The 24,529-nt window shown below is 36.4% G+C and carries 21 protein-coding genes; 6 read left to right on the forward strand and 15 right to left on the reverse strand.

Annotated features, from left to right (window positions below; translation table 11 throughout):
- Nucleotides 1-33: 33 nt before the first annotated feature.
- Complete coding sequence (locus AC5SR4_RS11095; RefSeq protein ID WP_495356313.1) at nucleotides 34-2,670, forward strand: valine--tRNA ligase; 2,637 nt, start codon at nucleotides 34-36, stop codon at nucleotides 2,668-2,670.
- A gap of 12 nt (nucleotides 2,671-2,682) precedes the next feature.
- On the opposite strand, the gene AC5SR4_RS11100 is transcribed toward AC5SR4_RS11095, so the two are convergent.
- The 5 genes from AC5SR4_RS11100 to AC5SR4_RS11120 all read right to left on the reverse strand — a co-directional run bounded on the left by AC5SR4_RS11100 (nucleotide 2,683) and on the right by AC5SR4_RS11120 (nucleotide 9,881).
- Nucleotides 2,683-4,473, reverse strand: a complete 1,791-nt coding sequence (locus AC5SR4_RS11100; RefSeq protein WP_495356314.1) for an alpha-L-rhamnosidase-related protein — start codon at nucleotides 4,471-4,473, stop codon at nucleotides 2,683-2,685.
- A gap of 50 nt (nucleotides 4,474-4,523) precedes the next feature.
- Nucleotides 4,524-5,843 carry a glucuronyl esterase domain-containing protein gene (locus tag AC5SR4_RS11105; protein WP_495356315.1) on the reverse strand — a complete coding sequence of 440 codons (1,320 nt, stop codon included), beginning with the start codon at nucleotides 5,841-5,843 and terminating at the stop codon, nucleotides 4,524-4,526.
- A 176-nt stretch (nucleotides 5,844-6,019) separates the two neighbouring features.
- Complete coding sequence (locus tag AC5SR4_RS11110; RefSeq protein ID WP_495356316.1) at nucleotides 6,020-8,377, reverse strand: TonB-dependent receptor plug domain-containing protein; 2,358 nt, start codon at nucleotides 8,375-8,377, stop codon at nucleotides 6,020-6,022.
- Entirely contained in the window at nucleotides 8,370-9,266 is an 897-nt protein-coding gene (locus AC5SR4_RS11115) for a FecR family protein (protein WP_495356317.1), read from the reverse strand. Before AC5SR4_RS11115 ends, AC5SR4_RS11110 begins: the two co-directional genes overlap by 8 nt.
- Nucleotides 9,267-9,365: 99 nt before the next feature.
- Nucleotides 9,366-9,881 (reverse strand): RNA polymerase sigma factor, encoded by a 516-nt coding sequence (locus AC5SR4_RS11120; RefSeq protein WP_495356318.1) that lies wholly within the window; start codon nucleotides 9,879-9,881, stop codon nucleotides 9,366-9,368.
- Between the two features lie 126 nt (nucleotides 9,882-10,007).
- On the opposite strand from AC5SR4_RS11120, the gene AC5SR4_RS11125 reads away from it, so the two are divergent.
- The 4 genes from AC5SR4_RS11125 to AC5SR4_RS11140 all read left to right on the forward strand — a co-directional run bounded on the left by AC5SR4_RS11125 (nucleotide 10,008) and on the right by AC5SR4_RS11140 (nucleotide 14,708).
- The gene (locus tag AC5SR4_RS11125) at nucleotides 10,008-11,756 is read left to right on the forward strand and encodes a hypothetical protein (protein WP_495356319.1); all 1,749 of its coding nucleotides are present in this window, start codon (nucleotides 10,008-10,010) and stop codon (nucleotides 11,754-11,756) included.
- A 188-nt stretch (nucleotides 11,757-11,944) separates the two neighbouring features.
- The gene (gene ffh, locus AC5SR4_RS11130; protein WP_495356320.1) at nucleotides 11,945-13,273 is read left to right on the forward strand and encodes a signal recognition particle protein; all 1,329 of its coding nucleotides are present in this window, start codon (nucleotides 11,945-11,947) and stop codon (nucleotides 13,271-13,273) included.
- A 64-nt stretch (nucleotides 13,274-13,337) separates the two neighbouring features.
- Nucleotides 13,338-13,724 carry a four helix bundle protein gene (locus AC5SR4_RS11135; RefSeq protein ID WP_495356321.1) on the forward strand — a complete coding sequence of 129 codons (387 nt, stop codon included), beginning with the start codon at nucleotides 13,338-13,340 and terminating at the stop codon, nucleotides 13,722-13,724.
- A gap of 102 nt (nucleotides 13,725-13,826) precedes the next feature.
- Nucleotides 13,827-14,708, forward strand: coding sequence for a bifunctional 5,10-methylenetetrahydrofolate dehydrogenase/5,10-methenyltetrahydrofolate cyclohydrolase (locus AC5SR4_RS11140; protein ID WP_495356322.1), 882 nt, complete (start codon nucleotides 13,827-13,829; stop codon nucleotides 14,706-14,708).
- 5 nt (nucleotides 14,709-14,713) lie between these two features.
- On the opposite strand, the gene AC5SR4_RS11145 is transcribed toward AC5SR4_RS11140, so the two are convergent.
- The 8 genes from AC5SR4_RS11145 to AC5SR4_RS11180 form a co-directional block, all read right to left on the reverse strand.
- The gene (locus AC5SR4_RS11145; protein WP_495356323.1) at nucleotides 14,714-15,295 is read right to left on the reverse strand and encodes a hypothetical protein; all 582 of its coding nucleotides are present in this window, start codon (nucleotides 15,293-15,295) and stop codon (nucleotides 14,714-14,716) included.
- A gap of 112 nt (nucleotides 15,296-15,407) precedes the next feature.
- On the reverse strand, nucleotides 15,408-16,211 hold the full coding sequence (locus tag AC5SR4_RS11150) for a LytR/AlgR family response regulator transcription factor (protein ID WP_495356324.1): 804 nt from the start codon (nucleotides 16,209-16,211) through the stop codon (nucleotides 15,408-15,410).
- Between the two features lie 70 nt (nucleotides 16,212-16,281).
- On the reverse strand, nucleotides 16,282-17,046 hold the full coding sequence (rluF, locus tag AC5SR4_RS11155; RefSeq protein WP_495356325.1) for a 23S rRNA pseudouridine(2604) synthase RluF: 765 nt from the start codon (nucleotides 17,044-17,046) through the stop codon (nucleotides 16,282-16,284).
- A gap of 20 nt (nucleotides 17,047-17,066) precedes the next feature.
- On the reverse strand, nucleotides 17,067-17,894 hold the full coding sequence (locus AC5SR4_RS11160) for an alpha/beta fold hydrolase (RefSeq protein ID WP_495356326.1): 828 nt from the start codon (nucleotides 17,892-17,894) through the stop codon (nucleotides 17,067-17,069).
- Between the two features lie 2 nt (nucleotides 17,895-17,896).
- The gene (locus AC5SR4_RS11165) at nucleotides 17,897-18,259 is read right to left on the reverse strand and encodes a cupin domain-containing protein (protein ID WP_495356327.1); all 363 of its coding nucleotides are present in this window, start codon (nucleotides 18,257-18,259) and stop codon (nucleotides 17,897-17,899) included.
- On the reverse strand, nucleotides 18,256-19,224 hold the full coding sequence (locus AC5SR4_RS11170) for a YitT family protein (RefSeq protein WP_495356328.1): 969 nt from the start codon (nucleotides 19,222-19,224) through the stop codon (nucleotides 18,256-18,258). The genes AC5SR4_RS11165 and AC5SR4_RS11170 overlap by 4 nt, the downstream gene beginning before the upstream one ends.
- Nucleotides 19,224-19,781 carry a hypothetical protein gene (locus AC5SR4_RS11175; protein WP_495356329.1) on the reverse strand — a complete coding sequence of 186 codons (558 nt, stop codon included), beginning with the start codon at nucleotides 19,779-19,781 and terminating at the stop codon, nucleotides 19,224-19,226. Before AC5SR4_RS11175 ends, AC5SR4_RS11170 begins: the two co-directional genes overlap by 1 nt.
- A gap of 113 nt (nucleotides 19,782-19,894) precedes the next feature.
- Nucleotides 19,895-21,436: a helicase HerA-like domain-containing protein gene (locus tag AC5SR4_RS11180; RefSeq protein ID WP_495356330.1), complete on the reverse strand. Its 1,542-nt coding sequence runs from the start codon at nucleotides 21,434-21,436 to the stop codon at nucleotides 19,895-19,897.
- Nucleotides 21,437-21,910: 474 nt separating this feature from the next.
- On the opposite strand from AC5SR4_RS11180, the gene AC5SR4_RS11185 reads away from it, so the two are divergent.
- On the forward strand, nucleotides 21,911-22,540 hold the full coding sequence (locus AC5SR4_RS11185; protein WP_495356331.1) for a 7-carboxy-7-deazaguanine synthase QueE: 630 nt from the start codon (nucleotides 21,911-21,913) through the stop codon (nucleotides 22,538-22,540).
- Nucleotides 22,541-22,605: 65 nt separating this feature from the next.
- Here AC5SR4_RS11185 and AC5SR4_RS11190 read toward each other — a convergent pair whose 3' ends face one another.
- Both AC5SR4_RS11190 and AC5SR4_RS11195 read right to left on the reverse strand, forming a co-directional pair.
- Nucleotides 22,606-23,133, reverse strand: coding sequence for a DUF2911 domain-containing protein (locus AC5SR4_RS11190; RefSeq protein WP_495356332.1), 528 nt, complete (start codon nucleotides 23,131-23,133; stop codon nucleotides 22,606-22,608).
- 115 nt (nucleotides 23,134-23,248) lie between these two features.
- Nucleotides 23,249-24,523, reverse strand: a complete 1,275-nt coding sequence (locus AC5SR4_RS11195; protein WP_495356333.1) for a YCF48-related protein — start codon at nucleotides 24,521-24,523, stop codon at nucleotides 23,249-23,251.
- Nucleotides 24,524-24,529 lie beyond the last annotated feature (6 nt).

The following is a 24,529-nucleotide window of genomic DNA, read 5'->3' on the forward strand; positions in this document are numbered from 1 at the left end:
TTGCAAATCAAAGTTCAAAAACTATTCCAAAGTATGCAGATGCCTTCAAAATATGATGCCAGTCAGGTAGAGAACAAATGGTATAATTACTGGATGAAACACCAATATTTTCATTCAGAACCCGATGCAAGAGAGCCGTATACCATAGTTATTCCACCGCCCAACGTTACTGGGGTGCTTCATATGGGGCATATGCTTAACAATACCATACAAGATGTTTTAATACGCCGTGCGCGTTTAAAAGGAAAAAATGCTTGTTGGGTACCAGGAACAGACCATGCATCTATTGCTACCGAGGCCAAAGTTGTGGCCAAGTTAAAAGAGCAGGGCATTGATAAAAATAATCTAACCCGTGAAGAATTCCTTAAGCATGCTTGGGAATGGACCCATGAATACGGAGGTGTTATACTTGAACAACTTAAAAAGTTAGGTTGTTCATGCGATTGGGACAGAACCAAATTTACGATGGATGACGATATGTCAGAAGCCGTTATCAAGGTATTTGTAGATTTATTCAACAAAGGGTTGATTTATAGAGGGTATCGTATGGTAAATTGGGACCCCGAAGCCAAAACAACGCTATCGGACGAAGAAGTGGTCTATGAGGAAAAGCAAGGCAACTTATATTACTTAAATTATAAAATTGAAGGTAGTAATGATGTATTGATCATTGCTACAACACGACCCGAAACCATTTTTGGAGACACCGCCATTTGTATTAATCCAAATGATGGACGCTTTACACATCTTAAAGGCAAAAAAGCCATTGTACCAATTTGTGAACGCGTTATTCCTATTATTGAAGATGATTATGTAGATATGGAGTTTGGTACAGGTTGCTTAAAAGTAACCCCTGCCCATGATGAAAACGATAAAACCCTAGGCGATAAACACAATTTAGAGGTTGTTGATATTTTTAACGATGATGCCAGTTTAAATAGTTTCGGATTGCATTACGAAGGTCAAGACCGTTTTGTGGTTCGTAAGGAAATTGTAAAAGAGTTGGAAGCTAATGGAGCTTTGGTTAAAACAGAAACCCATATTAATAAAGTAGGAACGTCTGAACGCACCAAAGCGGTTATAGAACCAAGATTGAGTGATCAATGGTTTTTAAAGATGGAAGCTTTGGCAAAACCGGCTTTAGAAGCCGTTTTGGGTAACGACCCAGAGATAAAGCTATTTCCAAAGAAATTTGAGAATACCTATCGCCATTGGATGGAAAACATTCGCGATTGGAATATTTCTCGTCAATTACTATGGGGGCAGCAAATACCAGCCTACTATTATGGTGACGGAAAAGAAGATTTTGTAGTGGCCGAAACTATTGATGAAGCCGTAGAACTTGCAAAACAAAAAACCAACAACCAGCAACTAACAGCCAAAAACCTATGCCAAGATACGGATGCCCTAGATACATGGTTTTCATCCTGGTTATGGCCCATGAGTGTATTTGATGGTATTAGAAACCCCGATAATGCCGATATAAAATATTACTATCCTACTAACGATTTGGTAACAGGACCCGATATTTTGTTCTTTTGGGTAGCCCGTATGATTATTGCAGGTTATGAATACAAAGGCCAAAAACCCTTTAACAATGTCTATTTAACAGGTTTGGTGCGGGATAAGCAGCGGCGCAAAATGAGTAAATCCCTTGGGAACTCACCAGACGCCTTAAAACTTATTGATACCTACAGTGCCGATGGTGTTCGAGTAGGATTGTTATTAAGCAGTGCTGCTGGTAACGATTTAATGTTTGATGAAGCCTTGTGCCAACAAGGTAAAGGCTTTGGTAATAAGATATGGAATGCTTACCGACTGGTTGATGGTTGGGATGTTAATAATACTATTGAACAACCCAAATCCAGTAAAACCGCAATAGCTTGGTACGAATCAAAATTTCAAAAAGCCTTATTGGAAATTGAAGACCATTTTAGCAAGTATCGATTAAGCGATGCGCTAATGGCAACCTATAAGTTAATTTATGATGACTTTTGTGGTTGGTTACTGGAAATGGTAAAACCAGCTTACCAACAACCCATCGATGCTACAACTTACAATGCCATTATAAGTATTTTTGAAGCTAACTTAAAAGTAGTGCACCCGTTTATGCCATTCTTAACAGAAGATATTTGGCATTATATAGCAGAACGCACACCAGAAGAGGCTCTTATTGTAGCCCAATGGCCCGAAACGAGACCAGTTAACGAAACACTAATTACCGAGTTTGAATTTGCTTCTGAAGTTATTTCAGGTATTAGAAACATTCGTAAAGAAAAAAACATAGCCTTTAAAGATCGTATCGGTTTTTCAGTCATAAACAATGAAAATGTTGCGTCCACTTTTGATAGTATTATCATAAAACTGGGTAATTTAGAAAGTTTAGAATACGTTTCAGATGCCTTAGAGGGCGCCATGACATTTCGGGTAAAATCCAATGAGTATTTTATTCCTATGGCAGGAAGTATAGATGTTGAGGCTGAAATTAAAAAACTCACCGAAGAACTTACATATACCGAAGGGTTTCTAAAATCTGTACAAAAGAAACTAGCCAACCAACGTTTCGTTGCAGGCGCTCCGGAACAAGTCGTTGCTTCAGAAAGGAAAAAAGAAGCCGATGCCTTGGCTAAAATAGAAACCTTAAAAGCAAGTTTAGCAAGTTTAAATTAATAGGCTATAGCACTAAATTATCTTAATGCCTTTGGGAGCATTAACCGTCGATTTAATTTTACCGCTGGGCATCTTGGTGTGTTTTACTTTTACAATTCCAAGAGGTGTAGGGAACGTTCCTTCTGCCCATTCTAAAGCTCCCAAATGGGGTTCAATCTTTAAGGTTTTACACCCTGCTTCCATAACCTTTATGCCCAAAACATTTTCAGTAAGCCAAGAGGTAACGCCAGAGGACCACCCGTGGCACAAACTATGTCGGTAACTGGGGTAACAATATGCTCCAAAAGAACCATGAATATCATTCATGCCCTCTGGTGTGAACTCATCAAGTCTTGCAGAATTTTCCATCCACTCAATATTAAAGTCTTCCCAAAACGTTGTGGCTCCCATATCCAGCATACCGCCCCAATACGAGTCAATAATATCAAGCGCTTGGTGCTGCATGCCCGCCATAGATAAAGCATCAAGCATATAAAGTCCGTAAAAAGTAGAAAAACGTGCCGCACCATCTACAGCAATCACTTCGTTACAGGCTTTAACTGGATCTAGAATACCGGCAACAGCCATTAATGCCGCTGCTTGTTTTAGGCTATTGTGGTCTTTAACATTTCGGTTTAATTTATCAATAGCCTTTTGGCATTGCGCCAATGCTTCTTTTTCGCCTAAAATATGGCATAGTTTCATGGCATCCTTTAATGCCCAAACCAATAGGGCCCTATAGCCAGCTTCAACACCTTCTTTATTAGGGGTAGAAGGCCAGTCTAAGAACCGAAATTTGCCTAAGGTTTCAGAGCCATCCTCACTAATCTTCGAATCAATTTGGTCTATTAATCCCACAATGTATTTTTGGTGTTTCTTTAAAAAATCAATATCGGCATTCTGCATGTACCAATCGTGGTGTATAATTAAGTACCAAAACGAGTATGAGCTCATGCCGTTCATCCAGTTGGGAAGCGGATATTGTTCACAGGCCAAATCCAGACTTTTAGGCACCACCTCGTTGTAGCCAAACACTTTGGTAATAGTAATGAGTTCTGGGTGAAAATCGCCCAGCCACACCAATCGGTCACGCTTAATGCCATCCCAAAGGTATTCTTGCATATTTAAATGGGTGGTATAGGCACCTGTTAACCAAATAGAATCTAACCGTGGATTACTGCTTTTAAAAGTGCCTAAATATGGAATATCGCGATACCGCAAAATGGCTCGGGCCTCTTTTAAGTTAATTGTTGTATTAGGTTGAAGCAAATCAATACGTACAAAGCGAAACCCTGTATTGCCAATTTCAAACAGGCCTGTTCGTGGTATTTCTACAATAATATCGCGTTTAGCATGGTCGTCAGTAGAAAAACCCATCAGCCAATCCGAATTGTAGGTTTGGCTGTTTGCTTCGCCAACCGATTCCCCAAAACGTATGCGTACTAGGGAAGGTTCTCTTCTAGAAGATCCACCCATAACCAGTTGAAGGCCACCATGAATTTCTTTACCATAATCCAGTAAAATGGAAGCAGTATCGGTTTCAGTGCTTTTTGCAGAACAAAATTGGGTTACACGACTCATGTCTGATTGACTGTTGCCCATTTTAAGAAGTACCTCGGTGTTTTTTATTAATTTACCAGTAGTATCAGAAGTCCACATAACGCGCGTAGGCGAAATATAAGTTCGGGTAAATTCATCTTTTTGTGTAATGCCATCATATTCAGACCCAAAAACAGGTGGTAATTGGGCATGGCAATTAAAAACGAATATAAAAATAGCAAAAATTGTAAAGAAAAGAATAAATTTAGAAAAGGTATGTTTCATTTTGTCTAATAAATTAAGAATAAATGTGAAAGTATTACAGTTATAACAACTTATTTGTCTTTCATAAAATGTATTTTCATAAACTCTAAAAACACATCGTAGTCACTGCGTACAGTGCCATGTCCTCCAGCATGCATCAAATATCCAAGATCATGTAAAACAGGTATGCCAGCAGCAGGCCAAGTGTCAACTTCTAATCCCTTTTTACCTAATAGTTCAAAAACAGGCCCAGCAGCTACAGCCGCAACAAATTCTCCTTTGGGATCCGACCAATTATCCGTATCGCCAGTTTGTAAAAGTAGCGGACGGGGGGCCATCAAGGAAATTAACATATGGGCATCAATAGGCGAAGTATTTGGATTATTGCCATATTTAGCCCGATTTGCACAAAATTGATAGAAATAACGCGTAGAATCGATCATATGTTTAATGGTTTCACCATATTGACGTCTGGATATGGCAGCACCCCCTTCACCTGAGCAACTAGCAATAACCATCCCAAACCGATCATCGTTAGCACCGGTCCACAAAGCCGTTTTTCCCAAGCGGGATACTCCAAAAAGGGCTACCTTTTCCGAATCTATTTGCTTATCTGTCTCAAAATAATCCATAACACAGCTAAGACCCCAAGACCACGCCGAAATAGCACCCCATTCATCAGGAGCCGGAGCAGAATGGCCAGGTTTTAAATAATGCCCCCGAATACCATATTCAATACCTTTTGGAAAATCAGGCTCAATATCACCATAGTAAATCGTAGCAAACCCAATACCATTGGAGATGAATTTTTCAACATCAAACGAACTAAACCGTCTGCCTTCCGAAGCAGGTACACGCATACCTTCACGGGTCCATCGCATACCTTCACGAACACCAGGGTCATTCACAGAAAGACAATTAGGAGCAAATCCTATTTGCAAAAGTATTGGTGCTGGTTTATTAGTTTTGGCAGGCGTATAAATAAGAAGGTCTGCCTTGTAGTTCGCAGTATCTTTTGTGAAATATATAGTAACCTGTTTTCTAATAGCTGTTCCACCAAACACCAAAGTCCCTTTGTCAAAAACATTAAAGCTAATAGTATTTCTATCGGGCATCTTGCCAAATTGCTCGCTTCTAAACAATTCTAGGATTTCCATACGTCTTTTAGAGTACCAAGTTTTAGCATCGGTTACCTTTTTGCCATTTTGTAAAATCAATGGGTTAGGAAGTGTATACGACGGGACTTTAGATTCGTCGTAATTAACAGGAATACCTGCCACTTCAATTGGGGCATTTTGGCAGGTAGTGGACAAGGAAAAAAGAAGGGCTAGAATAAATACAAAAGAAGTTTTAAAAGAAATGGCACGTAGTTTAGAGATTTGTGTTTCCAATGGTTTAATGGGTTTAGTTTAGTTGTAATGATAGCCTAACAAATTTAGAATTTTTTATTAAAAATTGTCGTGTTATATAATATGTTTTTGTATAACCCTTTCATTTTCAAGTAAATTGTAAAAAAAATGGTAATACAATATAAAATAGTAAAGTCACTAAACTATACCTTACATACTTAAAAGTAAACCCTAAAACTAACATTGGGTGTAATGCCCAAAGATTGATTTTCTACTTTGTTAACCATATTCTCATCATCTAGGGTATAATAGGCGTTAATAATATTCTTTTTGTTTAGAATATTCCAAACAGAAGCACCAATAATGGCATGCGCCGAATTGGAAATATCAAAACCATAAGTAGCGGAACAATCGGCTCGTAAATAATCATCTAAATTAGAGCTATTTGCAGCCTCATAGGTTATTACATCGTCATCGGGGTCGTCATTGGCGCTACGTAGGGTCGTAGGTTTTCCAGAATGCCAATTAAGCCCCAAAGCAAATTTTATTTTATTAAAAGTATAAGTACCCGCAAAAGTAACGGCATGTGTTATATCGGCATTATTAGGAAATGGGTTGCCGTTATTTAAAGTATTAAATGTATAATTATTAGTGCTATAGGAATACGAAACCCAGGTACTAACAATATTACTGAATTGTTTATTAAGCAAGAGGTCCAGTCCCTTAATTTCATAACTTCCAATAGCGTTTGTAAATTGGTATTGGTTTTGAAATCCTTGGCTTCGTGTGGTAATACCATTTACCTTTTTGATATAGGTTTCGGCACTGATTAAAAGTCTGTTTTTGTTGTAATGAACACCTGCCGATAATTGTTTGCTTTTTAAAATGGGCACTGGGTAAATGTTTTTATTGTTATTTACAATAACTTCGGTATTATTATTAGTTAGTACCCATCGGCGCTTTTCTATACCTAAAAAATCATTTTGTAAATCGATAATCTGCGAAGCGGTCTGGCTTTTAAATTCGCCCAGGATTTCAAACCTGAAATTATTAAGAAACCGCTGACTAAAGCTTAGCCTGGGTTCGGCAAACAGCATGTTAAACTTTTTAATATAGTTTAAGCGGGTGCCAAACTTTAAATGGGTTTTGGCAGCGTAAGATAACAGGTCGGTTTCGGCATAAATGGCATGGCTTCTAATAACTTCCTTAATATAACTCCTAAAATTAGGATTGTTAACGTCCTCTAAATTACTAATGCCCACTTCGGTAAACTGATAGCCACCGTTTATTTTAAACTGATTGTTGGGGGCGTAATTGATATCCATTTTAGCAGAGCCATCGTATACTTCATTTTCTTGAATTAAACGTTGGTCATTAAATATATCGTAGTTGGTGGCATCTAAATCGTAATTTGAAATATAAATTTGCGAGGTGGTTGATAGGTTTTTGCTCCAAGCTCTGGTATAGGTAATGCCTGTTGCTAGGTTTTGTTGCAGTAGCTTGCTGTTTAAAGCTTCACTTCTATCATTGCTGGTAGATTTTTCGTCGTAGTTCAAACTGTTGTTAACATTTAAAAAATGAAATCGCACCTTGTCTTTTTTAGTGATATCGTAGAGGAACTTTAGAGTGAAATCATAAAAGTAAAACTGTTCGTTTTGCGAAATAGAATAGGTATTGTCTTTGTTATTGGATAAATCGGAATCCTGAAAAATACGTTTAAAGTATTGGTCGTATGTTGGGGTTAGTATTAAATCGGTTACCGATCGGCGCGTAGATAACTGCAGTTCGGTTTTCTTAGAGAGAGGTATTTTGGCATAGCCATCGGCATTGATGAGGTTAAAACCTAAGCCAGCCTTAAATTCATTGTCAATTTCATTGGGCAATTGCATGTCAATTACACTAGAAATACCATCGCCGTACTTAGCACTGGTACCATTTTTATAAATATTGATACGCTTAGTGGTATAGGGGTTAAATGCAGAAATTAAACCAAAAAAATGTCCAGATTGGTACATTTTAATACCATCCCATAGCAATAGGTTTTGGTCGTGTGTACCACCACGTACGTTAATGTTGGATACCGTTTCATCGGTGCTTAAAACCCCCGGAAGTGCTTGTATGGTTTGCAATACATCAGGTTCTATAAGTCCCGGTAAAATACCAAAGGTTTCCGGTTTTAAGGTTACGGTTCCATCATTAAACTTGGTAATACCCGTGGTTAGGTAGTTGCTTACAATTACTTCGTCTAAATGTTGGGTGGTAACAATGGTTTTATTGGTTTTAACAACATCCTTGATTACGACAAAGCGGTCGTTTAATACCTCAAAATCCAGCTCAGTTTCCAATTTTAAAAAGGCAATGGCTTCCGTTAGGCTTAAATCTGGGCTGGGCACATAGGCTTCTTTTTCTTTTATGGTAGCATCTACATACGAAAAACTAACTTGGTAACGTTCCTCTAGCAGCTTTAAAATGGACAAAAGTGGTTGCTTGTCTCTTTGAATGGTTTGTGCATATAGATTTGTAACATTCAAAAAAAACAATAAAAATAAAATAACAAGCGTGCCTTTTCTATTCACGTTTTAAAGTTATAGTATTATTTGTTTTACTATATGTTACATGCAAAGGTAGGGTAATAGATTTTAAAGCAACCTCTATATTGTTATGTGCAAAACTACCTGTAAACAATTGGTTGGAGTCTATATTTATTAAGGTAAAATCTACCCCATATTGCCTTTCAAATTCTGCAATAACTTCTTTATATGGCAAGCTTTTAAAAGAGCTTTCGTTATTTAGCCACGAAGGTGTTGTACTGTTTTCTTTTTCTTTAGCAATAATTTCCCCATCTATCATTAAAAAACTGTCGCCAGGTTTTAATTTGGTTTCTTGGGAATTGAAAGTAACGCCAACCAACCCTTCGTAGCATATAACTTCAAAATAACGATCTCTTTGTTTTACATTAAACTGTGTACCATAAACTGTTACCGTTCCAGCTTTTGTTTTTACTTGAAAAGAAGACCCTTTGGCAACTTTAAAAAAGGCTTCGCCTACTAGTTCTACTTCGCGGTCTTGCTTCCAATCCCGTTTGTTAAATGCCAAAAACGACTTGGCGTTTAAGCTTACACTAGAGTTATCGGGCAACTCTACAAATGTTTTTTGGGCAACATCTGTGATTATGGTAGTATCTATAGTTGTTGTATAATAGTATAGACCAAAACAAATGGCAAGAATGGCCGCAACACGCATTAAAGGTTTAAACCAATGCATAGCAGGTTTGTTGGTGCTTTTTATGGTTTTTAAAACACTTTCCAATTCGGTATCAGTATTGTACTCACTAGCCTTAAAGGACTGTAAACCATTGTTTAGCTTAACCAAATCATCATAGTCTTCAAGCTTTTTAAAGGCCTCAAGTTCTTGATCATTTAGATTGTTATCTAACCATTTCGATATTAAAGTTTCTCTTTTCATGATTTCTTATACAACTATATAACAGGTTACTTTTATTTTTTCCTACCCTTACAATTATTTTTTTCTTTTTTTATAACTGCGTAGCGGCCTAATCTATAATCAAAGCCCCTCAATATCCTTCCGCAACTTCTCCAATGCTCCATAAATACGTTTCTCCACCGCTTTGGTAGATATGTCTAAAAGCGCAGCAATTTCCTTAAAGCGTTTGCCCTCTACACGGTTCATCATAAACGCTTCACGCTGGGCATCGGTTAAATTGCTAAGGGCCTTTTGTATTTTATCATGGTATTCGGTTTCCTGCATAATAAACTCAGGATTCTCGTTGGTGTACATTTTGGGTTTGGTTTGCTGGTGTTTTAAAACCACTTTTTGGTGGGCGGCTTCATTCAGCATTAAATTATTGGCTGTGGTAAACACAAAACTTTTGGCTTTATCTGGGCTAATCTTTGCACAATTTTCCCATAGCTTAATAAAGGCTTCCTGTACTTTATCTTTTGGGTTAAGCAGTTCGCCAAACTTATAATATAAAAAGTTGTGTAAATCTTTTGAGTATTTATTGAATATAGAAGAAAATAAACGCTCTTCACAAATATTTTCTTGTAGTTGTTTCTCCATATATACAGGTAGTTGGTAGCACTAAAATAAAAAAAAAGGAAACACAGGGTAGGAATTTTTAAAGTTATCCTGTTTTATAACCAAAAAGCTATGTTGAACCCAAATTTTAAAATCATGAAAACTAAAATGAGAACATTATTACTATTACCTTTTTTTGCTCTTTTATTATTGACGTCTTGTCAAGATGAAGTCCTAGACATTACACCACCAGAAGAAGCCGAAGCCCTTACTGCAAGTTCTGAGCTTACCGCTTTAATGGGCGCCACTTCTACCATGGATGGATCTGCCGATAATATTATAGACCAAGCCAATTGCTTATCTGTAGAATTACCGGTAGTTGTAGTGGTTAATGGTTTGGAAGTTACTGTAGATTCTAAAGAAGATTTTCAAGTAATTGAAGCCATTTTTAAAGAATTTGATGATGATGAAGACCATCTGGAAATTGTTTTTCCTATTACTATTATTCTGACAGACTACACCGAGATTGTTATTAACAACCGTGAAGAGTTAACGGTATTAATACAAGATTGTAAAGGTGAGAATGAAGCAGATGACGATATAGAATGTATCGATTTTCAATATCCAATATCATTTTCTGTGTACAGTACAGATTTTCAAGTAATTGATGTGGTTACCATTGAAAACGACAGACAATTGTACCATTTTATACACCGTGTTAAAGAAGGTGATGTGTTTGCTAGTATTAACTTCCCTATAACTATGGTGTTAGCCGATGGATCTACTGTTGTGGTAAATAACAATTCAGAACTACAAAACACCATTAAAGAAGCTAAAGATGCTTGTGATGAAGATGATGATAATGATTATGGTGATGATGATTTTACTAAGGAACGTTTAGACGAACTGTTAAAAACCTGTCCATGGGTAGTGTACGAGTTTGAAAGGAATGATGATAATTTAATTGAACAATATAGAGAATACGTTATCGTTTTTAAAGCAGATAATGTTGTAAAAGTTAGAAAGCGTGGAGGCGATATGCTTACTGGAACTTGGACAACCCGAGTAACAGATAACGGTGCGTTAATAAAATTAGAATTTGATACGCTGGTAGACTTTACCTTAGAATGGTTTGTTTATGATCTAGAACCTGGTAAAATAAAACTATATCAAGCTGGTGGAAATCGAATTATCTTAAAGAAAAACTGTGATATTGTTATAGATTATACCAAAGAAAGAATTGAAAACTATTTGCAAGAATGTTATTGGAGAATAACGCGTTTAAGCATTGATGGTAGCGATAATGAAAAAGATTATATAGGTACACCATTAAAATTCTTTGCCAATAATGTTGTGAAAATTAGAGTTAATGGTGAGTTTGTTACGGGCACTTATAATATCCTTCCTTATAATACAGGCTTTGTGTTGCAAATACAATTAGAAGGCCGTCCAAATTTACAGTTAGAGTGGTTAATTACCTTCTTAGAGCCTGGCTTAATTAAGTTAGAATCGCTTGGAAATAGAGATAACAAAATGGTGTTAGAAAGACATTGTTTTGAGGTTGATGACGATTTAGTTTACATAGATACTTTAATAGCCAATGGTACTTGGGAAATAGCTTTATACCAAGAAGGTGATGTAAATAAAACCGAGCATTATGCTATGTACACACTGGATTTCTTTTTAACAGGCCGTGTACAGGTTACCGATCCTAATAATGGTACTATTAATGGCTCGTGGTTAGCTTACAGAAAAGATGCTTTGTTTCTTGGCATGCGTTTTGAAGATGTAGAACCGTTTGTAGTACTAAACCATAGATGGCGTATTAAAGAAGTAACTACAACCAGAATAGAGTTGAAAGATTATAGTGCCACTGGTACAATAGAACGCATTTTAGTGTTGGAAAAGAAAGGTTAATTTGTTATGGTTAAAAGTGAAACTTATCTTTTTGATTGGTTAGGTTAGTTATTAAGTTTCCTTTTATAAGGGCTGTTAAATGAAACATTTTAGCAGCCCTTTTTTTGTTTTTACTTTTTGTATGGCTATACTTCTATAATACACATCAAATCACTAAATTTGCAGTTCTTAAAATTTTAATAACAATTATGTTTAATAATTTAAGCGATAAGCTAGATAAAGCCTTACATGTTCTTAAAGGACACGGAAGTATTTCTGAAGTTAATGTGGCCGAAACTTTAAAAGAAGTTAGACGTGCCTTATTGGATGCCGATGTTAACTTTAAAATAGCTAAAGAATTTACCAACAAAGTTAAAGAGAAAGCCCTAGGGCAAAATGTATTGACCACTTTACAACCAGGCCAGTTAATGGTTAAGATTGTAAAAGATGAGTTAACAGAACTTATGGGGGGCGATGCTGAAGGGATTAACCTGTCGGGTACCCCAAGCGTTATTTTAATGTCTGGTTTACAAGGTTCTGGTAAAACTACATTTTCTGGTAAGCTTGCTAATTATCTTAAAAATAAAAAATCTAAAAAACCACTATTGGTAGCCTGTGATGTGTACCGCCCTGCTGCGATTGACCAATTGCATGTTGTTGGCGACCAAATAGGTGTTGAAGTTTTTAGCGATAGAGGTAACACCGATCCTGTGGCAATATCTAAAGCAGGTATAGCCCATGCAAAAGCCCATGGTTATAATGTGGTTATTATAGATACCGCAGGACGTTTGGCAGTAGATGAGGTGATGATGAATGAGATATCTAACATCCATAAAGCCATCCAGCCACAAGAAACCTTATTTGTGGTCGATTCCATGACCGGACAAGATGCCGTTAATACGGCGAAGACCTTTAATGATGTCTTAAATTTTGATGGGGTTATCTTAACCAAATTAGATGGTGATACACGAGGTGGTGCTGCCATTTCCATTAAATCGGTCGTTAATAAACCTATTAAGTTTATTGGTACTGGTGAGAAAATGGAAGCCATAGACGTGTTCTACCCGTCTCGTATGGCCGACCGAATTCTTGGTATGGGAGACGTAGTGTCTTTAGTAGAACGTGCCCAAGAACAATTTGATGAAGCCGAAGCACGCAAGCTGCAAAAGAAAATCGCTAAAAATCAATTTGGGTTTGACGATTTCTTGAACCAAATTCAACAAATCAAGAAAATGGGAAACATGAAAGACCTTATGGGCATGATTCCCGGTGCTGGAAAAATGTTAAAGGATGTCGATATTGATGATGATGCCTTTAAGGGTATAGAAGCCATAATTCATTCTATGACCCCAAAAGAACGAAGCAATCCATCGATTATCAATGCCAGTAGAAAGCAACGTATTGGTAAAGGCTCTGGTACATCGGTACAACAAGTTAACCAACTGCTAAAACAATTTAACCAAATGAGCAAAATGATGAAGATGATGCAAGGCGGTGGCGGAAAGAAGATGATGCAGATGATGAAGAATATGAGGTGATTTAGTCTCGGTCGCGCTTTTCGGTCGCAGACCCAGTCCTAGCTTAACCAATGCTTATTTTTTTATGGATTTTAAAGATCTTTTAGCATACAAAAAAGCATTTGATTTGTCAATGGAAGTTTTTATGATAACAAAAACATTTCCAAAAGAGGAAACATATTCGTTGATTGATCAAATAAGAAGGAGTTCTAGGTCTGTCTGTGCTAATGTGGCTGAAGCTTATAGAAAAAGAAATTATTTAAAGCATTATGCAAGTAAGCTTACAGATGCTGATGCTGAAAATTCAGAAACAAGTACATGGTTAGATTTTGCCTTAGCTTGTGATTACATAAACAAAGAGCAGCACCCAAAATTAATAAAAGAAGGACAAGCAATTGGCAAACTGATAAATTATATGATTAACAATCCATATAAATTTGGAGTAAAAGAAAATATTATACAAAAACACTAGATCGCAAGAGCAACAGAGAAAAACTGAGACTAATACCAATGCCACGTCTGAGTAAAAACTGAGACAGTGACTGCGACTGAGACTAAAACTAAAACCAACAATATGACCATTTTAGACGGAAAGAAGATAAGCAGTGATATTAAAGATGAAATTGCTGCTGAGGTAAAAAAGATGCGAGATAAAGGCGAAAAGGTGCCACACTTGGCTGCGATTATCGTGGGGAACGATGGGGCTAGTTTAACCTATGTAGGTAGTAAAGTAAAGGCTTGTGAGCGTGTTGGTTTCGAATCAACCTTAGTTAAAATGTCTAATACAACAAGTGAAATAGAATTGTTGGATAAAATAAAAGAGCTAAATGAAAACCCCGAAATAGATGGGTTTATTGTACAGCTACCTTTGCCACCTCAAATTAACGAACAAAAAGTTTTATTGGCTGTTAACCCCGATAAAGATGTTGATGGATTTCATCCTACCAATTTTGGAAAAATGGCTTTGGATATGTCTACGTTTATTCCAGCAACGCCGTTTGGTATTTTAGAATTGTTAGATCGTTATAATGTTGAAACTAAAGGAAAACATACGGTTGTAATTGGGCGTTCGCACATAGTTGGCAGACCCATGAGTATCTTAATGGGACGCAAAGGATTTCCTGGAAATTCTACAGTAACCCTAACACACAGTCACACCAAAAACATTACGCAAATTACATCTCAGGCAGATATTATAATATCCGCTTTGGGTGTTCCTAACTTCCTCAAGGCTGAAATGGTAAAGGACGATGCTGTTATTATTGATGTGGGTATTACACGAGTTGCTGATGAATCTTTGCCTAAAGGATATAAAATTGTTGGTGATGTAGATTTTGATAATGTTTCAAAAAAAGCAAGTTATATAACGCCAGTTCCAGGAGGAGTTGGGCCTATGACAATTGCTATGTTGCTTAAAAACACCTTGTTAGCAAGAGAACAACATAAAACGTCTTAGTGCTCTTATCTGGTGCAGGAAATTTTCCAGGTTGGATATACAATGCTTTCGTCTTTGTTTACCCATTCGCCAACCCATTTATAACCAGAATCACTAATATCATAAAACGTTAAACGATAAAAACCATCCATGCCATTGGGTGCTTTTTGGTCCCGATATAAAACAATATCGTTTCCTTTCTTGCCGCCCTCCCAAGCGGGTAATGTTGGTGAAGCTTTTTTAGTAGTATAATAATGAACATACCACTTACTGCTGTCAGCGTCAAACAGTCTAATACTGCCTGAATGTACGCCATCAGCTTTTAAAGTTTCATCCTGTACAGCCATACCGTTCATAATATATTTAAAGCGCCAAGTCATATCTATAGCATTTGCCCAACTACCATCCTGATTTCTGGTAGTGGATTTACAATCACATTCCCCTATCATTGGTCCAAAATCCTTGATCTGTTCAGGAGCCTTTGGGTTTACCTTTCCATAAGGCCTTGCATTAGAAGGTTCATATTCATACTGTGCTAATGCAGTTTGGGTTATAAAAAAGCTTATAAAAATAAAGTGTCCGATAAAAATAATATTTGTTTTTTTCATAATGCTGATTTTTGTTTTACCAAATCAATGAAAAAATGTGTCACAAAATTTTTAATTGCAGAGAGTGGAAGGCTATTTGCAGTAAGCTTTGTTAATAATATTGTAATATACTTTAAGAAATGAAGTCTTTTACACTTTTAAGATTGCTTTTAGAAATAGGAATTTCAATACCATTACCAAGAATAAGTTTTGGTGAACTGGATAGGTTTAATTCTTTTACCAAGTCCATGTTGGCAATAGCGGTTCTATGAACCCTTAAAAAGTTATTGCTTAATTTATTTTCAAGCGCTTTTAATGAACTTCGCATGGTGTACGATTGGTTGTTGATGGTATGAACTTTTACACAATAATCATCAGACTCAATCCAACAGATATCTTTAACAGGGATGATTTTTCTTTTATTGCCAATCTTGATGTTAAGTATGGAGGCTTTATCATCAAAGTTCTTGCTAAGTTTTTTGTAAAGGGCTGTATTGGTTTTTTTTAACTCCGAAAGGGCTTCAATTTTAATGTGCAACTGTAAGTTTGTAAAATAAAAGTGTGTAATGATGGCTACGGCAATATACCCTAGGGTGTATATGGGGGCTTTTTGAAAGGTAAAGAACGTGATGTATTCATTAAACAAAAGGTGAAACGAAAAAGAGTCGTTATTGATTAAAAGCTGGATACCCGAAATAATGATAACACATAAAAACACTAAGCTGAAAATAATAAATGCATATTTTATGTAATTAATGGCAAATAGCTTTTTGTAAGATTGTTTTTTTGTATACCAGATTAAAATTATTGATAAAAATACCCAAACAAGCCATTTATAAAGTTGTGTTTTTAGCAATTCAATAAACCGTACATTGTCGGTTAGGTTAAATCGTTTTACATAATATAATTGTTGTGATGTCTCAAATAATACAGCCATGATAAAAACACACAAAATAATAACGATGTGTTTTTTTGATAACGTTATTTTATTCAGGATTTCAAGCACGTTATTTAGTTCTTTTTCTTTTAATAGTTGGCGGCTTATACGTTTTGGTTGAAGTGCTAATTAATCTATTGAGTTCTTTAAACTCTGCGTTGGTCAATTCTCTATAGCTTCCAACAGGCATGTCCAGTTCAATGTTCATAATTCTAACACGCTTAAGGGTTTCAACATCATAGTTTAAGTATTCGCACATGCGACGAATTTGCCGATTGAGTCCTTGGGTTAAAATGATTTTAAACTCGTATGTATTTAATTTTTCAACATAGCACTTATTGGTTACTTTGTTTAATTCGGCTAATGGAACACCACCCGCCATACGCTCTATAAATGTTTGGGAAATGGGTTTATTAACTTTAACAATATATTCTTTTTCATGATTATTACTGGCACGGAGAATTTTGTTTACAATATCGCCATCATCCGTTAAAAGAATTAAGCCTTCACTGGGTTTGTCTAACCTTCCAATTGGAAAAATGCGTTTAGGGTAGTTTATATAATCAATAATGTTATCCTTTTCAACGCTGGTATCAGTCGTGCAAACAATGCCCACAGGCTTATTAAAGGCCAAGTACACAAAATGGTCTTTGGTGTTTTTTATTTCTTTACCATCTACATGTACCACATCATTTGGTGCTATTTTAGTCCCCATGTCTGGTACAGCACCGTTTATTGTAACACGCCCCGCTTCAATAAGTTTGTCTGCTTCCCTACGCGAGCAGTAGCCCACTTCGCTTAAATACTTGTTAATCCGTTTTAACTCTTGTTCCATGGCTTAAAAGTACGACAAATCTAGGCGTTTAAAAAGTCGGTAATATGTGTATATACTTTTTCAGATTTAAGTCCGTGGCCCAATCCCTTAGTCTTAATAAGTTTGGCAGACTTATAATGCTTAACAATATCCAATGCATCTCTAAAGCTAATAATTCTATCCTTTTTGTCATGAATAATAAGGCCTTCGGCATTAATGTTATTGGAAAAATTTTCAACAGAATAATATTCGGGTAAATTACCAAAGTGTTTAAGGTAATAACGGTTCATAGCTTTAACCACCCTTTTGTTATATCCCATTATAGTAATATAATTATTAACCAAACTTAAAAAGTTTGAAGGAGCACCCAAAGCTACCAATTTCTCAACGGAGCTGTGCTTGTATTTGTTTAAAGCGATTACGGAAGCCGTTGCCCCAATAGAATGTCCAATGATGATGTTGACATTAAATTGCTTAACTACTTTGTCTATGCATTCTGAATATAACAAGGCGTTAAAAATTTTGCTGCCAGAGTTTCCGTGTGCTGGGGCATCCAATGCGATAACATGATAGTCTAGGGGGATTAAGATTTCAATCAAATCTTTCCAACGGCAAGCATTACTTTCCCAGCCATGTACCAGTAGGATGGTTTCTTTGTTTCCAGGCCAAGAATAGGTTGCTATGGCAATGTCTCTATGTAAAACTTGCTCTTGATTGGCAGATTCTAAATAATTCACATCAACCATGTTTAGTTTTCCTTTTTTCGGACTTGAAAATATTTTAATGGCTAGCTTAGCTGCATAACCAGGGTAGAAGTACCCAACTAAATTGATGAGTTTTCCAAAGCTTTTAACAATAAACGTATGCATGCTTAATCCTCTCTGTTTGCTAGATCTATAGAAAAGGCAGGGGTGCAAATGGCAATGTATTCACAAACCTCGGTAAACGGATTGGAATATTGCACTCTGGTATTTTTTTCAATTTTAATAGACTGCCCAGCTTCTAGAACAACAGTTTCGTTTTCTATGATGAACTGTTTTTTACCTTTTATTATAAAGGTGTATTCATCAAATTTAGGAGTTTGAAATGGTTCGCTCCAACCTGCAGGTGCTTTCATGTGGGCTATACTAATAGTGGTGTTACCATCAGTTGCTTTGCCAAAATGTTCTTTAATTATTTTTCCATCTGTGGTAGGAACTACAAATGGTGCGTTTTGTAAAATGTATTTTTTCATTTCAAGGGTTTTCGTTTTATCATGCCACCTTTTAAATCTTTCACAATACCCATTATAATAAAAGCATGCCTATCAATCTTATCAATTTCGGTTTGTAATTTTGCCAGTTCAAGTCGTGTTACTACTGTATAAATGATATCCTTGTCATAATGCTCGTTAGAATTAAATCCACCCTTACCGGCATAAATGGTACAGGCTCTTCTTAACTTTTCAGTAATCATAATGCGCAGTTCTTCGTGTTTGTTTGAAACGATGGTAACACCAACATATTCCTCTACACCATCCACAACAAAATCTACAGTTTTAGCTGCTGCTAAATAGGTTAATATGGCATATAGAGCAGTTTCAATAGATAAAATATAAGCTCCAACAGAAAATATGATAATATTAATTAATAATAAGACATCTCCAATGGTTAATGATAGTTTTCTACTTAAAAATATGGCCAAAACTTCGGTGCCATCTATAACACTACCACCACGCATAGACATGCCAATACCCAAGCCTAAAAAGAAACCTCCAAATACAGATATCAATAATTTATCGTCTGTAACTGTTGGGTAATCTACAAAATGGACCACAAAGGCCAAAAATGATATGGCAACAATACTGCGAATGGCAAATTTTAAGTTAATGGTTCTAGAGGCCAAGATTAAAAAAGGTAGGTTTACTAAAACTAAAAAAATACTTAAGTCTACTGAGGTAACATTCTTAAGTAGTAATGAAATACCTGTTGCACCACCATCTATAAAGTTGTTGGGAAGCAAGAAGCCTTTCAGTCCAAAACCAGCAGAAAACACACCTACTATAATAAAAATGTACTCTTTAATGGCATGAGATAATTCTACCTGTAGATTCCTTACTAAGGGAACAATTTGTCTTTTGCTTACAGGCTTATTAGCTTGTTTAGATTCAAGCTTTTTTCTAGCAACGTCAACTAATAGTTTAGATAAGAATGGGTTCATTAATTATTCCAATTTATAAAGAAGTATTTCAATTTGGCACCATCAGGGATGTGTGTTGCTTCAAGTTTAACATTCATATTAAACCTAAGATTTGCTGGGAGTTCTTTTTTGTCTATGGTAAAACTGGCATTGATTTCATTAACAGTCACAACCACCGAGTTTATTAAGTTGTCAATCCTTGAAATCTTATAATTATTAGCTATATCATTAAAAGTACTAAGTGTTGAAATGTTTTTGTTGGTTTTGTAGCGTGGATCAATAATTTGGACACTTTCAATTGTCGATGTAGAGTCTAACTCATGTTCAGGCGTTAGGGTTAATAGTTTGGCACCATTTTTATCAAATACTTCAATGTTGTTTTTACTTTCGGCAAATTCATCACCACTAATAAATTTAGTAATAGAATCATTAATAAAAATAGTTTTTAGGTCTTTAACCTGTGTGGAATCGGTTAATAAACCAATGTGTTGTTTTGATATTTCGAACGGATCTTGCTCTTTTTTACAATTTGTAAAAAGGATGCAGACTATTATAAGGCTTAGGTATATATATTTCATATTTTTATTGTTTTAGAGGTCATACCTGCCTTGCAGGCAGGCAGGTGGAACACCTAGATAATCATACTCGTGTGTGTGAATATAATTCTCATGGGTGTTTCATCTGTTTGTTTTTATTTTTTCATCACCTTTGTTAAAATGCCAAATACACTACGAATAAAAGTAGCACTGGTTAGCACTTTTACAATGGGGTTCATAGCTGTACTTCGCCGTCTTGAACTTACAGTACGTTTTTTTGACGCTGCTTTTTTAAGAGCTTCTTGTTCTTTCTTGGCTTTTTCTTTGGCTTCTTCAGCTTCGGCTTGTTCTATTTTTTCATTTAAAAGTTCGTAGGCACTCTCTCTATCTATAGTTTCATTGTATTTTTTTACCAGTTTGGATGTTGCCAATAATGCACTTAATTCATTTTCGGTAAGTACATCCATTCTGCTCATTGGAGCACGCATCATGGTTGCAGCCAATGGGGTAGGGCGTCCTTTTTCGTCTAAGGCAGAAACCAAAGCCTCTCCAATGCCCAATGAAGTTAATACTTCAACTGTATCATAATACTCAGAATTTGGATAGTTTTGCGCGGTTAATTTTATAGCTTTTCTGTCGTTTGCAGTAAACGCTCTAAGGGCATGTTGGATTTTTAATCCCAATTGTCCTAAGACTTCTTCAGGAACATCAGTTGGGTTTTGGGTAACAAAATAGAGGCCAACCCCTTTACTGCGGATTAATTTTACAATACTTTCAATTTGATTGAGTAAGGCCTTTGATGCTTCGTTGAAAATTAAATGGGCTTCATCAATAAACAGTACCAATTCTGGGCGATCACTATCTCCTTGCTCAGGGAATGTGGAATATATTTCGGCCAACAAACTAAGCATAAATGTTGAAAATAGTTTGGGTCTGTCTTGAATATCGGTAAGCCTTATAATATTGATATACCCCCTTCCGTCATCGTCAATCCTAAGTAAATCTTGAACATCAAATGATGTTTCACCAAAAAACAAATCGGCACCTTGTTGCTCCAGCTCAATAATTTTGCGTAAAATGGCACCTGTAGAGGCCGTTGAGATACGCCCGTAAGCTTGGGTAAACTCATCTTTACCTTCCTGGGTAGCATATTGTAATATTTTTTTAAAGTCTTTTAAATCCAGAATAGGAAGCTTATGGTCATCACAATATTGAAATATAACGGCAACAATACCAGATTGTACATCAGACAAATCTAAGATTCTAGAAAGTAAAACTGGTCCAAATTCACTAACGGTTGCTCTAAGGCGAACACCATCTTGCTCTGAAAGTGTTAATATTTCAACGGGAAATTTCTTGGCTTGAAAAGGTAGGCCTATTTTAGCATGGCGTTCATCAATCTTAGGATGTCCAGGACTTGGTTGTGCCAACCCACTTAAATCACCTTTAATATCCATTAACAAGACTGGGATGCCTCGATCACTTAAATTTTCAGCCAATACTTGTAAAGACTTTGTTTTTCCTGTACCAGTAGCACCAGCAATGAGTCCGTGGCGATTTAAGGTTTTTAAAGGAATTTTTACATGTGCCCCCGTTACCGTTTCGCCATCTAGCATGGCGGCACCAACAGGAATGAAATCACCTTTAGTTGCATTTCCTTCCGTTATATAGTTTATAAAAGCTTCCTTTCTATCCATAGAAAATAATTTCGTATAAAAATACACGAAACTAGCGGAAGAAAAAAATGGTTTTGGGAACGCTGTAAACATAGCATATCATATTAACGGATAGATTGCCCCTAGGAATTAATAGCTTTAGAGCTAAGGGCTGTTTATGAATTATTGTTCTATAGATGTAAAAAGGTACGTAGCTGCACCTAAAAGGTTGGCGGGCCTAGTTAATAACTACGCTGGCCGACCTTTTAGGTAGGCTAACGTACTTCAGAACTAATTAAGCGTAGTAAAAAGGTAAGCCAGCCTACCAAAAAGGTTCGCCAATGTACCTTAGAGGTAGGACGACGTAGTAAAAAGGTACGTCAACGTACCTTTAAGGTAAGGCGGGGCACTTTAGAAGTAGGTAGGGGAGCTTCGCAAGCACCCCTAGTGATATATCCTGTAATAGAAAATCAAAACACATTAAAATAATCAAACGAATACGTATCTTTGCAAACTATGAATAAGCAGGTACAAGAATTAGTAGATAAAGGCGAAATGTTACCTTTAATGGAGGAGTTTTACACCATACAGGGCGAAGGCTACCACAAAGGTACTGCAGCGTATTTTATAAGGATTGGGGGTTGTGATGTTGGCTGCCATTGGTGTGATGTTAAGGAGAGTTGGAACGCTAAGTTACATCCGCCAACAGAAACATCTAAAATTGTAGCGAATGCTAAGGCGTATAGCGATACGATTGTTGTAACTGGAGGTGAACCTTTAACTTGGGACATGACGCTACTTACCTCAAGGCTTAAAGCAGAAGGGTTGCAAATACATATTGAAACCTCAGGGGCTTATAAACTAACGGGTATTTGGGATTGGATTTGTTTATCGCCCAAGAAAATGAAATTGCCAACCCATGAGGTTTATGAAAAAGCCAATGAGCTTAAAATGATTATTTATAATAAAGACGATTTTCGTTTTGCAGAGGAACAAGCAGCTAAGGTAAACAAAAACTGTATTTTATATTTACAGCCCGAATGGAGTAAGCGAGATAAGATGATTCCTGAAATTGTGGATTATGTTATGAAAAACCCCAAGTGGAAAGTGTCATTGCAAACCCATAAATATTTAAATATACCCTAAAAAAACGTCTTGAGCTAACCGTGCATCAAGACGTTTTAATAATGAACAATAAATAATAAAAAATATTACGAGCCAATAGGTACTGCAACTCTAACAGTGTCCCAAGCAAGATGCATGGCACCATCGGCAAAAGCAATTGAAAAGGCCTCAACGGCTTCGCCAGAACTAACAGGTGCTTTAATTCTTAGTGCATCATTACTTTCATTATAACTATATGCACCCCAAACATCGGTGTCTTTACTTAAGATAATGGTCCATTCAGAATCGCCAGGAATGGTAAACATAGAATAAGTGCCAGCCTTAACCATTTTGCCACCAAAATTAGTATCTTGATAGAACCTGATTTCTGTGGCTTCATTAGCGCCAGTTCTCCAAACTTTATCGTTGGGCGCTAGTTTGCTTAAGGACCTTCCTTTAAGTTGCGGACGGCTATAAATAACCTTTACCATGGGAGTTGCATTCCTACTTGTTCTGTAATAAGCAATGTCTAGTGGACTTTTATCTAAACCAGAAAATTTTTGTGCATTTATGTTTACAGATACTAGCATCATTAAAGCGAAAGCAACGGTTGTTAGAAATGTCGATTTTTTCATAGAAAATAGTTTTAATTGAATTAGTTAATAATTAAGGTGTTTAAAGATACCTTAAAAAGGTCTTAAAATTTTTGTAAAATATCTCTAAGGATGTTAAAGTTTAAACGCAATTATCCTATTTCTTAATGAATCTTAAGGATTCACGACCTGTATTGTTATGGAAATTGATAAAATAGATGCCCGAAGAAAGGGATTCAACTGAAAAGGTATAATTTTTAGTGGTTTTTTCTTTAATAGAATCTAAAGCCAGTTGTTTTAGGAATTTCCCGCTGGAATCGTACAGTTCTATAAGTAAGTTGTCATCTGTATTAAAAGCAACACTGAATTTTAAAACAGCACCTACAGGATTATTTTGGAACCTGATATTTAAAGGTGTTCTACCACTTATTACACGAGACCCAACTCCTAGGGTCTCCTCAGTGAATTTATAAATTGTTGTGCCACTGGCATAGGCCAATGTTGGACTTAAGATAAAAATTCTGTTTAATACACCGCCGGTATTTATATCTGTCCAGGTTTGTCCGCCATCAGTAGTTTCATGAAAGCCTGTTGTATCGCCACCCATCCAGCCTTGGTTTTCATTTATAAACCCTACAGCTTGAATGTCAGTTTCAGGAGCGTCAAGGCTATTCCATGTTAAACCACCATCAACAGATTTAACCAACTTACCAATATTAGGTGTTACTGCAGTAATGGATCCAAAAATAATATTGGGATTACTTTCCAAAATTTGCATTTTCCAGAAATATTCGCCTGTAAGGTTTGTGTTGTAAAGTTCTGTCCATGTTGTACCGCCATCGGTAGTTTTTAAAATGGTTGCGCCATTATCATTTCTTCCAGAAACAAAGCCAACGGTTTCTGTTAAAAAGAAGATTTCTACAAGGGCATTGGCGTAAGCAGACATGTCAATGTATTGCCATGTTGCTCCGCTATCAACAGATTTAATAATGTAAGCGGGTGTAAAATAAGCGCCACAACCATATATGGTTGAAGTACCAACGGCATCTAGACCACAGATTGCTGACGGGTTGGGTGACAGGTTTGTTACTTCTGTCCATGTATCGCCTCCATCTGTGGTTTTAAAAAAAGCGCCATTTAAAGTGCCAAGAAAACCAACACTTTCATTTAAGAATTCTATGTTTCTAAAATAAAAGCTACTGCCAAGCATGGCTTCATTTAATTTTAAGGACCAATTTTTTCCACCATCGGTTGTTTTGTAAACGGCTGCATTGTATCCATTGGCAGCCCAGCCTATATCATCATTTATAAAAAACACGTCATCAAAACGTGTTCCATTGGTGTTGGCAGGAATATCAGATAGCGTTTGCCAAGTGGCTTGCGCTGGGAGATGCAAATAAAAGAGTGAACATAATAGTATTAAAACTCTCATAAATTC

The organism is Aestuariibaculum scopimerae (genome assembly GCF_059428085.1).

Bases quoted from the DNA above. Each gene is read 5' to 3' on its own strand.
- AC5SR4_RS11095 (WP_495356313.1), top strand. From the start codon at position 34: ATGCAGATGCCTTCAAAATATGATGCCAGTCAGGTAGAGAACAAATGG.
- AC5SR4_RS11100 (WP_495356314.1), bottom strand. From the start codon at position 4,473: ATGAAACATACCTTTTCTAAATTTATTCTTTTCTTTACAATTTTTGCT.
- AC5SR4_RS11115 (WP_495356317.1), bottom strand. From the start codon at position 9,266: ATGAAAAGAGAAACTTTAATATCGAAATGGTTAGATAACAATCTAAAT.
- AC5SR4_RS11120 (WP_495356318.1), bottom strand. From the start codon at position 9,881: ATGGAGAAACAACTACAAGAAAATATTTGTGAAGAGCGTTTATTTTCT.
- AC5SR4_RS11125 (WP_495356319.1), top strand. From the start codon at position 10,008: ATGAGAACATTATTACTATTACCTTTTTTTGCTCTTTTATTATTGACG.
- ffh (WP_495356320.1), top strand. From the start codon at position 11,945: ATGTTTAATAATTTAAGCGATAAGCTAGATAAAGCCTTACATGTTCTT.
- AC5SR4_RS11135 (WP_495356321.1), top strand. From the start codon at position 13,338: ATGGATTTTAAAGATCTTTTAGCATACAAAAAAGCATTTGATTTGTCA.
- AC5SR4_RS11140 (WP_495356322.1), top strand. From the start codon at position 13,827: ATGACCATTTTAGACGGAAAGAAGATAAGCAGTGATATTAAAGATGAA.
- AC5SR4_RS11145 (WP_495356323.1), bottom strand. From the start codon at position 15,295: ATGAAAAAAACAAATATTATTTTTATCGGACACTTTATTTTTATAAGC.
- AC5SR4_RS11150 (WP_495356324.1), bottom strand. From the start codon at position 16,211: ATGGCTGTATTATTTGAGACATCACAACAATTATATTATGTAAAACGA.
- rluF (WP_495356325.1), bottom strand. From the start codon at position 17,046: ATGGAACAAGAGTTAAAACGGATTAACAAGTATTTAAGCGAAGTGGGC.
- AC5SR4_RS11160 (WP_495356326.1), bottom strand. From the start codon at position 17,894: ATGCATACGTTTATTGTTAAAAGCTTTGGAAAACTCATCAATTTAGTT.
- AC5SR4_RS11165 (WP_495356327.1), bottom strand. From the start codon at position 18,259: ATGAAAAAATACATTTTACAAAACGCACCATTTGTAGTTCCTACCACA.
- AC5SR4_RS11170 (WP_495356328.1), bottom strand. From the start codon at position 19,224: ATGAACCCATTCTTATCTAAACTATTAGTTGACGTTGCTAGAAAAAAG.
- AC5SR4_RS11175 (WP_495356329.1), bottom strand. From the start codon at position 19,781: ATGAAATATATATACCTAAGCCTTATAATAGTCTGCATCCTTTTTACA.
- AC5SR4_RS11180 (WP_495356330.1), bottom strand. From the start codon at position 21,436: ATGGATAGAAAGGAAGCTTTTATAAACTATATAACGGAAGGAAATGCA.
- AC5SR4_RS11185 (WP_495356331.1), top strand. From the start codon at position 21,911: ATGAATAAGCAGGTACAAGAATTAGTAGATAAAGGCGAAATGTTACCT.
- AC5SR4_RS11190 (WP_495356332.1), bottom strand. From the start codon at position 23,133: ATGAAAAAATCGACATTTCTAACAACCGTTGCTTTCGCTTTAATGATG.
- AC5SR4_RS11195 (WP_495356333.1), bottom strand. From the start codon at position 24,523: ATGAGAGTTTTAATACTATTATGTTCACTCTTTTATTTGCATCTCCCA.